Source organism: Streptomyces sp. WMMB303, from assembly GCF_029351045.1.
Taxonomy (GTDB): domain Bacteria; phylum Actinomycetota; class Actinomycetes; order Streptomycetales; family Streptomycetaceae; genus Streptomyces.
On the sequence record NZ_JARKIN010000001.1, the window covers coordinates 5,890,084 to 5,903,649 of the forward strand.

Genomic DNA, 13,566 nt, shown 5'->3' on the forward strand with positions numbered 1-13,566 from the left:
CGGGGCCGGACGCGGGTGTCGGCGCGAGAGCGCGGGGCTCAGCCCGCGAGCTGCTCCTCGGCCTCCAGGGTGGCGCCGACCGCCTGGAGGACGGCCGCGATCTTGAAGGCTTCCTGGATCGTCTCGCGGTCCACGCCGGCCTTGCGCAGCACCTGCTCGTGCGAGTCGAGGCACTGGCCGCAGCCGTTGATCGCGGAGACCGCGAGCGACCACAGCTCGAAGTCCGCCTTCTCGACACCGGGGTTGCCGATGACGTTCATCCGCAGCCCGGCACGGAGCGTGCCGTACTCCGGGTCCGACAGCAGGTGCCGGGTGCGGTAGAAGACGTTGTTCATCGCCATGACGGCGGCGGCCGACTTGGCGGCGGTGTACGCCTCCTCGCTCAGGTTCTCCCTGGCCTCCGGCTCCAGCGCGCGCAGCACGATCCCGGAGCGGGACGCGATGGCGCAGGAGAGCACGGTGCCCCAGAGCTGCTGCTTGGGCAGCTCCGAGTTGCCTATGACGGAGCCGAGGTTGAGCTTGAGGTCCTTCGCGTAACCGGGAAGGGCCGATTTCAGGTCGTCGAGAGCCATGGCTTCTCACTCACCGGCCAGCAGCGCGACCGGGTCGAGGGTGTCCTCGCCCTGGGTCCAGTTGCAGGGGCACAGCTCGTCGGTCTGCAGGGCGTCGAGGACCCGCAGGACCTCCTTGGGGTTACGGCCGACGGAGCCCGCGGTCACCATCGTGAACTGGATCTCGTTGTTCTGGTCCACGATGAAGACGGCGCGCTGCGCGAAGCCGTCCTCGCCCTCGATGCCGAGCGCGCGCATCAGCTCGTGCTTGGAGTCGGCCATCATCGGGAACGGCAGGTCGGTCAGGTCCGGGTGGTCCTTGCGCCAGGCGTGGTGCACGAACTCCGAGTCACCGGAGAAGCCGAGGATCTGCGCGTCGCGGTCGGCGAACTCCTCGTTCAGCTTGCCGAAGGCGGCGATCTCCGTCGGGCAGACGAAGGTGAAGTCCTTCGGCCAAGCGAAGACGACCTTCCACTTGCCCTCGTGGGTCTTGTGGTTGATGTCCTCGAACTCCTTGCCCTTCTCCAGGGAGACGCAGGCAGTCAGCTCGAACTCAGGAAACTTGTCACCGACGGTGAGCACGTACACACTCCTTGTGCTTGCGACCAGGATGCCCGGATTGCGAGCATTCCTGGAGGTTGGTCGGAACCACCTAACCACACCCGCCATTGATCGCGGAAATCGGCACGTGCGCGCCCGTTGATCGCCTCTGCCTATCAGAATCCGGCTACCCCGAGAGCCGGCCGCACCGGCAGACCGAGCGAGTGCCATGGGGGGACCGACGGCGGTTGACTTGAACCTGAGTTGAAGTTCTATGTTCGGCGCATGGACATGTCGAGCCCCACTCCCCCGGCCGACGAGGCTGACGAGCAGCGGATCCGCGAGTTGGTCGCGCAGTCTCAGACGGCGCAGGCCGACCCCGATCTGTTGCCCGCCCTGCACACCGCGGACGCGGTGATCGTCAACATCGCCGGTCGGCGCCTCTTCGGGCGCGACGCCTTCGCTTCGGCCATGGCCGAAGCGCTCTCGTCCCCCCTCAAAGACGTCCGGACCTCGCTCCGGGTCCACGACATCCGGTTCACCACACCGGATGTCGCCGTCGTCAGCCTCACCAAGACCGTCCACGACGAACGGCCCGAGGCCGAGGCCCCCTCGGAGCTGCCGCCGGCCGGGGCCATGACCTACGTCATGACCCGCCAGGACGGCGACTGGCGCATCACCCTGGCCCAGACGACACCGATCCGCTGAGCGGCTGCCGCGCCTTCCCGCGACTTCACCTTGTGGCTGCCCGCCCCCGCCCGCCGGGTGTCCGGCCGGACGGGGGCGCGCACCACGCGTGCGGCTTCAGCGCTCGGCGTGCTTGATCTCACCGACGAACGCGGACCAGGCGGCGGTCGGGAAGCTCAACGGCGCCCGGCTGGTGTCCTTGCTGTCCCGGACGGGGACGTTCCCGGCTGCGGCGAACTGCGGCGCCCACTCGACGCACTGCCCGCCGTCTCCGCTGCTGTAGGTGCTCTTGATCCATTGCATGTCAGCCATCGTGATATTCCTCGCTGATCTCTTGGATGAATGAGACCGACTCGTCCGGCCCCAACGCGCGCGCTCGGATGAGGTCGAACAGATCTTTGCACTCAGCTACGTATTCCTGATCATCGTACGACCGACCGCCGACGGGGAACCCCGCGTAGGCACACCAACCGCCGCTGCGGAGCAGTGTGAACGGCGTGGTGCACGGATACGCGCCTGCCCTGTACGGAAGTGCTTGGAGTGTGACGCGAGGGTGCTCTGCCAACCGTGCCAGGTACCCGAGCTGCTCCTTCATGACGGCCGGACCTCCGACCGGCGTCCGGAGACAGCTCTCGGTCAGGACCACCCACAGTTGCGGGGGCGTCGGCCGATCGAGGAGCGCCTTGCGGTCCAGCCTGGCCGCCAGGGACGGGGTGGTGTCCTCGCCCTTCGCCGCCAGTGGTCCGGCGCGGAAGACTGCTCGGGCGTACGCCTCGGTCTGGAGGATGCCCATCGGGAAGACGGGGCTGTAGTCCAGGATCCTGTCGGCCTTCGCCTCCAGTTCCACGTACGGTGCGAACCACTCGGGCACGCGCTCGCCGTACAGGATGCGGCGAAGCTGCTCGGAGAACAGATCACCGGTACCGAACGTGAGATCGCATCCGGCGGCGAATTTCTCCGAAGGTGACTTCTTGCCGGCCTCCACTCTGCTCACATAGCCCTCGCTGTAACCCGCGGCTTTACCCAGTTGCTTCTGCGTCAGTCTGCGCGCGAGCCGGACTCTCTTCACATCTGCGCCGAACCCCTGAGTGGCGATGGCGGCGGCGGACAAGTCCTCCGCGCGCCGATTCCGCTGCCCCACGTCTGATCAGCCCCTTTGTGCGGCGTAACGCCCGTGATACCCACACCCCCGTCTTGCCCTGCGTGGGGCAAGTCGTGCCAGATTAACGCGAGTTGTGTTGTCCTCACCACAGAGTCCGAAGAAAGGGCGCAGGTGATGGAACTACAGGTCGGGATCACCGTCCGGGTCTCCGGCGTGGAGGATGACCGGTTGATGAAACTCATGGCGGTGGAAGACGTACCGAACTCCGCGGATGGTCCGCATCGGCGGAGATTCGAGCGGACAGCGTTTGTACGCCCGTTGGCCGGCGGTGCCGAGCGCGGCTACCCGGTGGAGGCCGTGGAGGCCGTCTGCGCTCATCCCCGGCTGGACCGGCGCGGGGACGGGACCTACTGCACGGGCTGCGAGGCGCTCATCTACGCCTCCGGCGCTTCGTAGTGGTGTTCGACGTGGGCGACGTATCAGGGGAGGCGTTTTCTCCTCCTCCGCTCGTCAAGGGATGCATGTGGTGCGAGAACGCCTCGTCCACCTATGCGGGATATGCGCGCATGCCGGACTGCTCCCGACGGGACGAACTGCTGTTCTGGGCAATGCGGCAGTGGCGCTCCCATTTCGAGTACGCACACCCGGATGTGGCCGGATGAAAGAAGGGGACTGGAATTGAAGCGCATTCTTCGGATCCTGATGGCGTATGCCGGACCGATCATGATCGTGACCGTGAGCGGGGCGTGCGGCTTCGTTCTGGGGCTGTGTCCGGGACGGATGTGAGCCCCTTCTGACACCACCCCGCGGGAAGCGGACTCCGGGCCGGAATCCGGTCCGGAGGACCGGGGTGCGGAATTGATTGCGGGAATGGTTACAGTTGGGCCGGTTGATTGGAGTGAGTTATCAGTGACCGGCCCCACCGTCCCCGCGCAGCCGACCCGCACCCCGGCCCGGGCACCCGCCCAGACCCCGGCGGCGGCCACGCGCTCGGCGCGCGCACGGCAGCCCAGCCTGGCGCAGCTTCGGGCCTTCGCCGCCGTCGCGGAGCATCTGCACTTCCGGGAGGCGGCCGCCGCGCTCGGAATGAGTCAGCCGGCGCTGTCCGGGGCGGTCGCGGCGCTGGAGGAGACGCTCGGGGTGCAGCTGCTGGAGCGCACCACCCGGAAAGTGCTGCTCTCGCCCGCGGGTGAGCGGATGGCCGCCCGCACCCGGTCGGTGCTGCACGCCGTGGGGGAGCTGATGGAGGAGGCCGAGGCCGCGCAGGCACCCTTCACCGGCGTGCTGCGGCTGGGGGTGATCCCGACGGTGGCTCCCTACCTGCTGCCCACCGTGCTGGGGCTGGTGCACCAGCGCTATCCGGATCTGGATCTCCAGGTCCACGAGGAGCAGACCGCCTCGCTGCTGGAGGGGCTCGGGCAGGGGCGACTGGACCTGCTGCTGTGCGCGGTGCCCCTCGGGGCGCCGTGGGTGCGCGAGATACCGCTGTTCGACGAGGACTTCGTACTGGTCACCCCGGACGGGCACCCGATGGCCGACCGTACCGATCTGCCGCGCTCGATGCTGCGCGAGCTGGATCTGCTGCTGCTCGACGAGGGCCACTGCCTGCGGGACCAGGCTCTCGACATCTGCCGTGAGGCGGGCCGCACGGAGGGGGCGAGTGTGACCACCAGCGCGGCGGGGCTCTCCACGCTGGTGCAGCTGGTGGCGGGCGGCATGGGCGTGACGCTGCTGCCGCACACCGCGGTGCGGGTGGAGGCCGGACGGAACCCGTCCCTGGCCACGGCGCACTTCGCCGACCCCGCACCGGCCCGCCGGATCGCGCTGGCGACCCGGGAGGGAGCCGCCCGCGAGGAGGAGTTCCGCGCGTTCGGTGACGCCCTGCGCGCGGCTCTGCGGTCGCTGCCGGTACGGCTCGCACTGCCGTGACACCCGGGGCGGCGCCGACCGGGGCCCCTGTCTCCCGGCTGCCGTCAGCGCACCGCGGTCAGGACGGCCGGCGCAGTCCGGCGACGAGGATCTCGACCAGTCGCCGGGCGTCGTAGCGGGGGTCGCCCTCGGCCCCGATGCAGAGGTTCCCGATGCCGCGCATCAGGTGGTAGGCGTCGAGGTCCGAGCGGATCTCGCCGGACGCGGCGGCGGCGTCGAGCAGTTCGGTGCACACCGGCAGCAGGCGCTCGAGGAAGTAGGCGTGCAGCGTCTCGAACCCGGCGCTGTCCCCCTGCATCGCGGCGGCCAGGCCGTGTTTGGTGACCAGGAAGTCGACGAAGAGTCCGACCCACTGCTCCAGCGCTTCGCGGGATGTCGGGCTGTCGGCGAGCAGGGCCGGTCCGGCCTCGGCGCAGGCGTCGACCTGGTGCCGGTAGACGGCGATGACGAGGTCCGCGCGGGTGGGGAAGTGCCGGTAGACCGTGCCCACTCCGACGCCGGCCTCGGCGGCGATGTCGCGGACCGGCGCGTCCACGCCCGAGGCGACGAAGACCGCCGCGGCCGCGTCCAGCAGCGCCTGCTGGTTGCGCCGGACGTCCTTGCGCTTGGGTCCGGCCCCGTCGGCGTCGGTCGGTCCCTGACTGGCGTCGCTCACCGCACGCCCCTTCCCTGGCAGCCCTTGTAAAACGGAACGAGGTTCCGTATTGTTCTTTGCGGAACGACGTTCCGTTTCATCCATCATGGCAGAACCCGGCGCCCGCCGACCAGGCCGCCTTCGCGCCCACGCTCTCCAGAAGCACCGGAAGCAGGCGTGCGCGACCGCCGGCACCCGGCTTCGGCCGACCCACCCACGAGAAACGCTCTCCGCTCCCCGTCGGCCCGAGCCGCGACGCCACCGTCCGCCGGCCCCGCCGGTCCCGAGCGATGCCCCTGAACGGAAGGCACCTCCATGTCCGACCCGAACACCCCCACCGCACCGACGAACACCACCGCGCCGACGCCCGTGGTCTCCGCCGAGCCGGTGGTCCTGGCAGCGCCCGGCGAGCGGGGCGAGGACCTCCAGGTCCGCGTGTCCGCCCCCGCGACCGGCACCGACCTGCCCGTCGTCGTCTTCTCGCACGGCTTCGGCTGGTCGATGAACGGCTACGCGCCGCTGGCGGACCACTGGGCCGCCCAGGGCTTCGTGGTCCTCCAGCCCACCCACCTGGACTCCCGGACGCTCGGCATCCCCGCCGAGGATCCCCGTACACCGCGGATCTGGCGGCTGCGCATCGAGGACATCACGCGGGTGCTGGACGCGCTCGACACCGTGGCAGCCGCCGTGCCGGGCCTCGCCGGGCGCCTGGACCGCGAACGGATCGCCGTGGCGGGCCACTCCTGGGGAGCCCAGACGGTCAGCACGCTGCTGGGTGCGCGCGTCCTCGACACCGACGGCGTGCCCGGCGAGGACCTGTCCGACCCCCGCGTCACGGCGGGAGTGCTGCTCGCCCTGACCGGCCTGGGCGACGACCTGACCCCCTTCGCCGTCGAGCACCTGCCCTTCATGCGGCCGTCCTTCGCCACCATGACCGCACCGGCCCTGATCGTCGCAGGGGACCGGGACCAGTCCCAGCTGTCCACGCGCGGGCCGGACTGGTTCACCGACCCCTACACCTACAGCCCGGGCCCCAAGCACCTGCTCACGCTGTTCGGCGCGGAGCACTCGCTCGGCGGGATCCCCGGGTACGAGGTCGCCGAGACGACCGACGAGAGCCCCGCACGCGTCGCTCTGATCCAGCAGCTCAGCACGGCCTTCCTGCGCGACGCCCTCTCCCCCGGTGGCGCCGGTGCCGCGGAGTGGAAGACGGCCGTCGCCGCGCTGGACGGCGCGGCCGAGCCGCTCGGGACGCTGCGGAGCAAGTGACCTCTCGAAACCGGGCGCTCGATGCCCCAAGAGCTTCTCGCGCCCGGCTCAGCCCGAGCCGGGCGGGCGGCCTCGGCGCGGATGGGGGCGGGCCTCCTTGGGCAGGCGGCCCGCCTCCTTGAGGGCCCGGCGCAGCAGATAGTCGATCTGCGCGTTGGTGGAGCGCAGTTCGTCGGCCGCCCAGCGGGCGAGCGCGTCGTGCATCGCCGGGTCCAGCCGCAACAGCACCTGCTTCCGCCGCTGCGGCCCGGACCTGGCCTTCGTCCCCTCCGGCGGGGGCGGCGGCTCGGGGGCCGCCGTCCGCTCGGGCTCCGGGCCGGGGCTCTCTGCCGCCTCGGCGGTGTCGTCGCCGGTGCCCTCGCCGTCGGCTGTCACTGGTAGAGCGACCCCGCGTTCAGCACCGGCTGCGGGGACCGGTCGCCGCACAGCACCACCAGCAGGTTGCTGACCATGCTGGCCCGGCGCTCCTCGTCCAGTTCCACGAAGTCCTGCGCCGTGATGCGGGCGAGCGCGTCCTCGACCATGCCGCAGGCACCCTCCACGATCTGCTTGCGGGCCGCGACGACGGCGCCCGCCTGCTGCCGCTGGAGCATGGCGGAGGCGATCTCGGGCGCGTAGGCGAGGTGGGTGAAGCGGGACTCGACGACGGACACCCCGGCCGCCCGCACCCGGGCGGTCAGCTCCGCTGCCAGCTTCTCGGTGATCTCCTCGGCGTTGCCGCGCAGCGAGAGGCCGCCCTCTTCCAGCGCGTCGTACGGGTACTCGATGGCGATGTGGCGGACGGCCGCCTCGGTCTGGGTGGAGACGAACTCCGCGTAGTCGTCCACCGAGAAGGTGGCCTGCGCGGTGTCCCGGACCTGCCAGACGACGACCGCGGCGAGTTCGATCGGGTTGCCGTAGGCGTCGTTGACCTTGAGGACCGCCGTCTCGTGGTTGCGGACCCGGGTGGAGATCTTCGTGCGGGTGGTCAACGGGTTGACCCAGCGCAGTCCGTCGGCGCGGACCGTGCCGGTGTAGCGGCCGAAGAGCTGCACGACACGCGCCTCGCCGGGCGCCACCATGTTCAGCCCGGCCATACCGAAGACCGCGCCGATCGTCAGGACGATACCGAGCACGAGCAGCACACCGCCGACCGTGGCGCTGTCCCCGGCGGCCAGTCCGCTCCCGACGACGAGGCCGCCGACGCCGAGCAGGAAGCCGATCAGGCCCAGCAGAAGCGCGAGGCCGCCGGAGAGGCTGGCCGCGGCCGTCTCCTTCACCTCGGGTGCGGGCATCTCCGGTGCGTCGGCCGGCTGGTCACTGGTCATCGTGCTCCCCCGTTCGGTCGTGCGGGCGGGTGCGCACCATCCACAGCGGCACCCCTATCAAAGTGATAACACATTAACGCGCGGGGGCGGCCGCCGCCAGTCCGGGCCGACGGCCGAGCAGGCCCCGGGTGCCGGCGGAGGATCAGTCGCACACCTGCGAACGCAGGGCGTCGAGCCGGGCGGCGGCCGTCTCCAGCCACCGCAGATCGGCCTCCAGATGGAACAGCGCGTGGTCGCAGATCAGTTGGTCGGCGAGGTCGCCGCCGGTCTTGCGGCGGGTCAGTTCGCGCATCAGCCGCAGATGTTCGGCCCGCTGGGTGTCCAGCAGCGCGGCACCGTCCCGGCCCGTCAGCAGCGCGAGCACGAGCTTGGTGTAGAGCGTGCTGTGCAGATAGGGCTCCGGCTTCTCCGGCGTGGACAGCCACTCCTGCACATCGGTGACCCCGGCGTCGGTGATCGCGTACCGCTTGCGCTCGGGACCCTCACCGGGCTCCCTGCCCTCGACCTCCACGAGCCCATTCTTCAGCAGTCGCGACATGGTCGAGTAGACCTGTCCGTAGTGCAGGGGCCTGTCCTGCCCGAACCTCTCGTCGAAGGCCCGCTTGAGGTCGTATCCGTGGCGGGGTCCGGATTCCAGCAAGCCGAGCAGCGTGTGACCGATGGACATGGGCCAACTCTACACCACGTGTATACACATCGTGTATACACAGCGCTACCGCCGCCGCCCACCGGAACCTCCCCCGAATCTCCCCGGAACCCTCCCGGACCCTCCCCCGGACCCGCAGGACCGCGGGCCACGCGCACCCGAGCAACCCGGCACCCGCCCTTTGCGTCAGCGCATCGGGACCCCGAAGCCGGGGTCGGGACCGTGGGCGGACAGCGAGCGGGAAGCAGGCGATGGGACAGGCAGCGGACGACCGGATCGCGCAACCACCGCACGCGGGCCGGCACACGGACGCCGACCCGTCCGCCTCCGCGTCCGACACCCCGCCCGACACCGCCGGGCACCCCGGCCGCATCCTGCCGCCCCGCACCGTGCGCCTGCCCCGCCCCCGGGTGGGGCCGCCGAGCGGACTGCGGCCGTCCGACGAGGCCACGGAATCGGCCGGCGCCGACCCGCTCCCGGAAGCCGACCCGAGGCAGCCGTGGGGCGCGCTCCTGCTCCGCACCCTGCGCGGCCCGGCACTCGCCTTCCTCCGGCATCCCTACTGGGAACCCGCCGACCCCGCCCACGTCCTGCGGCGCTGGCCCGGACTGACCGCGATGTGCTGCGCGACGCTGTTCTTCTGGCTGTCGCTGACGCCCTCGCTGGTACCCCGACCCTGGCTGCTGCAGGGGGTGATCGGCGGGATCACGGCCGCCATCGGGTACGCCATCGGCGGGCTGCTGGAGTGGCTGCTGCGGCTCACACTGGGGCCGCTGTACCGCCGCCACCGCGGCCGGGTGCACCGCCTGCTGCCCGGACGACCGGGGCCGCACTGGCGAGCCAGGGCCTGGCTCGGCTACTACCTGCTCAGCACCGGACTCACCGTCGCGGCACTCTCCCTGAGCGCCGACGCGCAGCGGGAGCTGCGCCGGCTCCAGGAGATGCCCGAGACGCTGACCTGGCACTCCCTGATGATCGCCCTGCTGGCCATGGCGATCTGCGGCACGCTGGTGGCGCTCGGCCGGGCCGTGCGGCTGGGTACCCGTGTCCTGATCCGGCTGCTGGGCCGATTCGTGCCGCGCCCGCTGGCCATCGGCGTCGGACTGCTGGTCAGCGCCACCGTCGTGGTCTTCGGTACCCGCGACGTCGTCTTCGACCGCGGCATCATCGACGTCGCGGCACGGCTGGCCGAGAAGACCGACAGCAGCACGAAGGACGGCATCGTGCAGCCGGCCTCACCCCTGGTCTCCGGCAGCCCCGGTTCGCTGGTGCGCTGGGACGAGCTGGGCTACGAGGGGCGCAACTTCACCGGCTCCTCGCTCTCACCGCACCGGATCACGACCGTCACCGGCAAGCCCGCCGTGCAGCCGATCCGGGTCTACATCGGCCAGGAGTCGGCGCCGACCTTCGCCTCCCGCGCGAAGCTGGCGGTGCGGGAGCTGGAGCGCACCGGCGCCTTCGACCGGAACGTGCTGGCCATCGCCGGTACCACCGGCCGGGGCTGGGTCAACTCCACGGACGCCGAACCGCTGGAGTACATGCACGGCGGGAACACCGCGATCGTCGCCGTGCAGTACTCCTACCTGCCCAGCTGGGCGTCGTTCCTGGTGGACAAGGAGCAGGCGGGACAGGCCACCCGGGCCCTGGTCGAGGCCGTCCGTGCCCGCTGGCTGCGGATTCCGGCCCAGGAGCGCCCGAAGCTCGTCGTCTTCGGTGAGTCACTCGGCGCCTACGGCATCGAAGCCTCGTTCGACGGCCCCGACGACATGCTGTCCAAGGTGGACGGCGCGCTGCTGGCCGGAACCCCCAACTTCTCCCCCATCCGCCGGGAGCTGACCGCCCACCGCGACCGGGGCACCCCGATCTGGCGGCCCGAGTACCGGAAGGGGCGGCACTTCCGCTTCGCGCAGTGGCCGCGCAAGGACCTCGCACGGCCGGGCCCGGAGTCCCGGTGGCAGGGCCCGCGCGTCGTCTATCTGCAGAACGCCTCGGACGCGATCGTGTGGTGGTCGCCCGACCTGGCACTCGAACCGCCCCGGTGGCTGCGCGCCCCGCTGGGCCCGGACATCACCGACGAGGTCACCTGGTTCCCGCTGGTCACCTTCTGGCAGACGACGGTGGACATGGCGGTCTCCTACGGCGTCGGCGCCCCGCACGGCCACCGGTACGGCAACGGCTCGGTGGAGGGCTGGGCGGCGGTCGCACCCGCCGCGGGCTGGACGGAGCAGGACACCGCGCGGCTACGCCGGTTCATGGAGCAGCGGGAAGCCCCCTACTGAACCGGCACCCCGGCCGCGACGGTCCCAGGCCCCCGGGCCCGGCGCGTTTCCGGCCGCCGGAGACCACCCGCCGGACCCGCGCCGGGGCCCGTCATCACTCCTGGGCGCCGCCGTTCCCGGGCGGCGCCGACTGCTCCGGGCCGGGGGCGGTGGACCCGCTCCCGGCAGCACCCGCGGGTTGCGGGGCGGCCTCGCGCAGCCGGCTGAGGGTCTGCTCCTGCGCGTAGCCCTTGAGGTAGCCGACGACGGTGTTGGTGACGGCCACCAGCGGAACCGCCACGACCGCGCCGGGGATACCGGCGATCAGGCTGCCGCCGGTGACGCCGAGGACCACCGCCAGCGGGTGGACGCGCACCAGCCGGCCGAGGATGAAGGGCTGCAGGATGTGGCTCTCGATCTGCTGCACGGCCAGCACGACGGCCAGCGCCAGCAGCGCCGTGACGATGCCGTCGGTCACCAGCGCGACGACCACGGCGAGCGCGCCGGAGACCACCGCACCGATGATCGGGATGAAGGCGAAGAGGAAGATGAAGACGGCGAGCGGCACCGCCATCGGGACATTGAGCAGATACAGCCCGATCCCGATGAAGATCGCGTCGATCAGCGCGACTATGACCGTCCCGCGGACATAGCCGGTGAGCGTGGCCCAGGCGCGCGGACCGGCTCCCGCCACCCCCTCGCGGGCGGCCGCGGGGACGAACTTGAGCGTCCACTCCCAGATGCGGCGGCCGTCGTAGAGCAGGAAGAGCGTCACGAACATCGCCAGCAGGGCGCCCGAGAGGAACTCCAGGATGACGGTGACGCCCTCGATGCCGGCGGAGGTCAGCTCCTTGCTGTTGTCGCCGATCCAGTCGCTGAGGTTCTGCGCGATCTCGTTGATCTGGTCCTCGGAGACATGGAACGGGCCGTTCAGCGCCCAGTTCTTCAGCTCCTGGATACCGTCCTGCACCTTGTCGGTGAGGGTGTCCAGGTTCTCCATCACCTGCCACACCACGAACCAGCCGACCAGGCCCATGACGACGAAGCCGCCGATGAAGGTGATGGCGGTGGCCAGTCCGCGGCCCAGCCCGATCCGCCGCAGCCGGGCCACGGTGGGCTGCAGCAGCGCCGTGATGAGCAGACCCGCGGAGAAGGCGATGATCACCAGGCTTATCGTGCTGACGACCTTCATCAGCACCCAGATGACCCCGGCCAGCACCAGCAGCCGCCAGCCCGCCTCGGCGGCGACCCGCACACCCCACGGCACGGCGGCGGACGGCTCCGGCTTGGCCGCTATGGCGGGCGCGTACTGCGGGGGCGGCGGCACGTAGGCGCTGCCGTTCCCCGCGTCACCGGCCTCCGCCTCGGCCTGGGCCCGGCCCGCCTCGGTGTTGGAGAGCTCCGGGTCGATGCCGTCGGGCCGGTGCGCGGTCCCGGAGCCGCGCTCCGCTTCGGCACGCCGCTCGGCGGCCTTCGCGGCCCAGCGGCCCACGGCCACCCTGAGCCTGTCCATCCTGCTGGTCATTCCGCTTCCTCCGCCCCCGGGGCCAGTGGGTTCGCCGTGTGAGGGACGACGTTACCCGTGCCGATGGTTGCTTCGAGAACCGGATACCTCGGCCGAGGGCCCGCCACGGGGCCCGAGGGGGCGGCGCCGGGGCCCTGCGCCCGCGGGGCCGACCCGCGAAAAACGGGATGCCCCCCGGGTCGATCTTCACAGATCGCCGCGAGGGGCATCCCGTTCCGGACCCGCGGGGCCGGTGAGCTGCGCTGGACCGGTTCGGCTCAGTAGTAGTGGTTGGCCTGCCAGAAGTCCCACGCACCACAGGGGCTTCCGTACCGGTCGTTCATGTAGTTGAGGCCCCACTTGATCTGGGTGGCCGGGTTCGTCCGCCAGTCGGCGCCCGCCGAGGCCATCTTGGAGCCCGGCAGCGCCTGGACGAGTCCGTAGGCACCCGAGGAGGGGTTGGTCGCGCGGTAGTTCCAGCCGGACTCACGGGAGACGATCGACGAGAAGCACTGGTACTGGCCGCCGCCGACGATCTGCTTGGCCATCGACTGCACCTCTGCGGTGGAGTACGACGACTTCTGGGCGAAGTTCGCGCGCTCGTCGGACCGGCTCGCGGCCGACTTGACCTCGTCGCGCTCCTCGGCCTTCTTGGCTGCCTTCTCCGCTGCCGCTTCCTTCTCGGCCTTCGCCTTCTTGGCGGCGGCGTCCTCGGCGGCCTGCTTGCGGGCGGCCTCCTCGGCGGACTTCCGCGCCTCGGCGTCGGCCGCGGACGAGGCGGCGTCGACCTGCTGGGTCAGGGAGGCACTCTGCGCCCGGGCCTGCGACCCGGCTGGTATGTCCTCCAGGAGCGTCGCCTGGGCGGCGGTGGCCTCGGCGTCACCGGACGCCTGGCCCTGGTCGGCGCCTGCGGCAACCCCGACGACGGCGCCGACGGTGGTGACCGCGGTGGCGGACGCCACGGCGAATCCCCGGACCGAAATCCGAGCAGTCACACGGTTTCCTTCCAACATGCCCGCTGGGGTGACCTCGCGGACGCAATCGTGCCCCTGGCACTGGCCTCCCTCGTTCTGGCCACGGGAGACACGGGCCCGGTGGGTCTCCCCCGTTCGGGAGAGCCCGCGTGGTGCTTCGGGCGG

Annotated in this window: 15 protein-coding genes; 5 read left to right on the top strand and 10 right to left on the bottom strand. The window is 71.2% G+C overall.

From position 1 onward, the window contains the following. Positions 1-38: 38 nt before the first annotated feature. Complete coding sequence (locus tag P2424_RS25550) at positions 39-572, bottom strand: alkyl hydroperoxide reductase (RefSeq protein ID WP_276478059.1); 534 nt, start codon at positions 570-572, stop codon at positions 39-41. A 6-nt stretch (positions 573-578) separates the two neighbouring features. Further along, positions 579-1,133, bottom strand: a complete 555-nt coding sequence (locus P2424_RS25555; protein ID WP_276478060.1) for a peroxiredoxin — start codon at positions 1,131-1,133, stop codon at positions 579-581. 243 nt (positions 1,134-1,376) lie between these two features. Here P2424_RS25555 and P2424_RS25560 point away from each other — a divergent pair, with 243 nt between their 5' ends. Next, the gene (locus tag P2424_RS25560) at positions 1,377-1,799 is read left to right on the top strand and encodes an SgcJ/EcaC family oxidoreductase (protein WP_276478061.1); all 423 of its coding nucleotides are present in this window, start codon (positions 1,377-1,379) and stop codon (positions 1,797-1,799) included. Positions 1,800-1,895: 96 nt separating this feature from the next. On the opposite strand, the gene P2424_RS25565 is transcribed toward P2424_RS25560, so the two are convergent. Both P2424_RS25565 and P2424_RS25570 read right to left on the bottom strand, forming a co-directional pair. Further along, positions 1,896-2,090, bottom strand: coding sequence for a DUF397 domain-containing protein (locus P2424_RS25565; RefSeq protein WP_276478062.1), 195 nt, complete (start codon positions 2,088-2,090; stop codon positions 1,896-1,898). Beyond that, positions 2,083-2,919: a helix-turn-helix transcriptional regulator gene (locus P2424_RS25570; protein ID WP_276478063.1), complete on the bottom strand. Its 837-nt coding sequence runs from the start codon at positions 2,917-2,919 to the stop codon at positions 2,083-2,085. Before P2424_RS25570 ends, P2424_RS25565 begins: the two co-directional genes overlap by 8 nt. A 135-nt stretch (positions 2,920-3,054) precedes the next feature. Between P2424_RS25570 and P2424_RS25575 the strand changes: the two genes are divergently transcribed. Both P2424_RS25575 and P2424_RS25580 read left to right on the top strand, forming a co-directional pair. Further along, the gene (locus P2424_RS25575; protein WP_239502105.1) at positions 3,055-3,336 is read left to right on the top strand and encodes a hypothetical protein; all 282 of its coding nucleotides are present in this window, start codon (positions 3,055-3,057) and stop codon (positions 3,334-3,336) included. Between the two features lie 453 nt (positions 3,337-3,789). Further along, positions 3,790-4,809 carry a hydrogen peroxide-inducible genes activator gene (locus P2424_RS25580; RefSeq protein ID WP_276478064.1) on the top strand — a complete coding sequence of 340 codons (1,020 nt, stop codon included), beginning with the start codon at positions 3,790-3,792 and terminating at the stop codon, positions 4,807-4,809. Between the two features lie 58 nt (positions 4,810-4,867). Here P2424_RS25580 and P2424_RS25585 read toward each other — a convergent pair whose 3' ends face one another. Beyond that, entirely contained in the window at positions 4,868-5,464 is a 597-nt protein-coding gene (locus P2424_RS25585; RefSeq protein WP_276478065.1) for a TetR/AcrR family transcriptional regulator, read from the bottom strand. A 294-nt stretch (positions 5,465-5,758) separates the two neighbouring features. On the opposite strand from P2424_RS25585, the gene P2424_RS25590 reads away from it, so the two are divergent. Then, the gene (locus P2424_RS25590) at positions 5,759-6,712 is read left to right on the top strand and encodes a chlorophyllase (protein ID WP_276478066.1); all 954 of its coding nucleotides are present in this window, start codon (positions 5,759-5,761) and stop codon (positions 6,710-6,712) included. A 48-nt stretch (positions 6,713-6,760) separates the two neighbouring features. On the opposite strand, the gene P2424_RS25595 is transcribed toward P2424_RS25590, so the two are convergent. The 3 genes from P2424_RS25595 to P2424_RS25605 all read right to left on the bottom strand — a co-directional run bounded on the left by P2424_RS25595 (position 6,761) and on the right by P2424_RS25605 (position 8,686). Further along, on the bottom strand, positions 6,761-6,940 hold the full coding sequence (locus P2424_RS25595) for a hypothetical protein (protein WP_276479126.1): 180 nt from the start codon (positions 6,938-6,940) through the stop codon (positions 6,761-6,763). 143 nt (positions 6,941-7,083) lie between these two features. Further along, the gene (locus P2424_RS25600) at positions 7,084-8,019 is read right to left on the bottom strand and encodes an SPFH domain-containing protein (RefSeq protein WP_276478067.1); all 936 of its coding nucleotides are present in this window, start codon (positions 8,017-8,019) and stop codon (positions 7,084-7,086) included. A 142-nt stretch (positions 8,020-8,161) separates the two neighbouring features. Next, on the bottom strand, positions 8,162-8,686 hold the full coding sequence (locus tag P2424_RS25605) for a PadR family transcriptional regulator (RefSeq protein WP_276478068.1): 525 nt from the start codon (positions 8,684-8,686) through the stop codon (positions 8,162-8,164). A gap of 230 nt (positions 8,687-8,916) precedes the next feature. On the opposite strand from P2424_RS25605, the gene P2424_RS25610 reads away from it, so the two are divergent. Then, positions 8,917-10,944: an alpha/beta-hydrolase family protein gene (locus P2424_RS25610; protein WP_276478069.1), complete on the top strand. Its 2,028-nt coding sequence runs from the start codon at positions 8,917-8,919 to the stop codon at positions 10,942-10,944. A gap of 94 nt (positions 10,945-11,038) precedes the next feature. Here P2424_RS25610 and P2424_RS25615 read toward each other — a convergent pair whose 3' ends face one another. After that, a complete protein-coding gene (locus tag P2424_RS25615) occupies positions 11,039-12,448 on the bottom strand; it encodes an AI-2E family transporter (RefSeq protein WP_276478070.1) in 1,410 nt (469 codons plus the stop codon). A gap of 257 nt (positions 12,449-12,705) precedes the next feature. Next, a complete protein-coding gene (locus P2424_RS25620) occupies positions 12,706-13,440 on the bottom strand; it encodes a transglycosylase SLT domain-containing protein (RefSeq protein WP_276478071.1) in 735 nt (244 codons plus the stop codon). Positions 13,441-13,566: the final 126 nt, after the last annotated feature.

Excerpts from the sequence above, each read along its gene's own strand:
- P2424_RS25550 (WP_276478059.1), bottom strand. The coding sequence starts at position 572 with ATGGCTCTCGACGACCTGAAATCGGCCCTTCCCGGTTACGCGAAGGAC.
- P2424_RS25560 (WP_276478061.1), top strand. The coding sequence starts at position 1,377 with ATGGACATGTCGAGCCCCACTCCCCCGGCCGACGAGGCTGACGAGCAG.
- P2424_RS25565 (WP_276478062.1), bottom strand. The coding sequence starts at position 2,090 with ATGGCTGACATGCAATGGATCAAGAGCACCTACAGCAGCGGAGACGGC.
- P2424_RS25575 (WP_239502105.1), top strand. The coding sequence starts at position 3,055 with ATGGAACTACAGGTCGGGATCACCGTCCGGGTCTCCGGCGTGGAGGAT.
- P2424_RS25590 (WP_276478066.1), top strand. The coding sequence starts at position 5,759 with ATGTCCGACCCGAACACCCCCACCGCACCGACGAACACCACCGCGCCG.
- P2424_RS25600 (WP_276478067.1), bottom strand. The coding sequence starts at position 8,019 with ATGACCAGTGACCAGCCGGCCGACGCACCGGAGATGCCCGCACCCGAG.
- P2424_RS25605 (WP_276478068.1), bottom strand. The coding sequence starts at position 8,686 with ATGTCCATCGGTCACACGCTGCTCGGCTTGCTGGAATCCGGACCCCGC.
- P2424_RS25610 (WP_276478069.1), top strand. The coding sequence starts at position 8,917 with ATGGGACAGGCAGCGGACGACCGGATCGCGCAACCACCGCACGCGGGC.
- P2424_RS25615 (WP_276478070.1), bottom strand. The coding sequence starts at position 12,448 with ATGACCAGCAGGATGGACAGGCTCAGGGTGGCCGTGGGCCGCTGGGCC.
- P2424_RS25620 (WP_276478071.1), bottom strand. The coding sequence starts at position 13,440 with ATGTTGGAAGGAAACCGTGTGACTGCTCGGATTTCGGTCCGGGGATTC.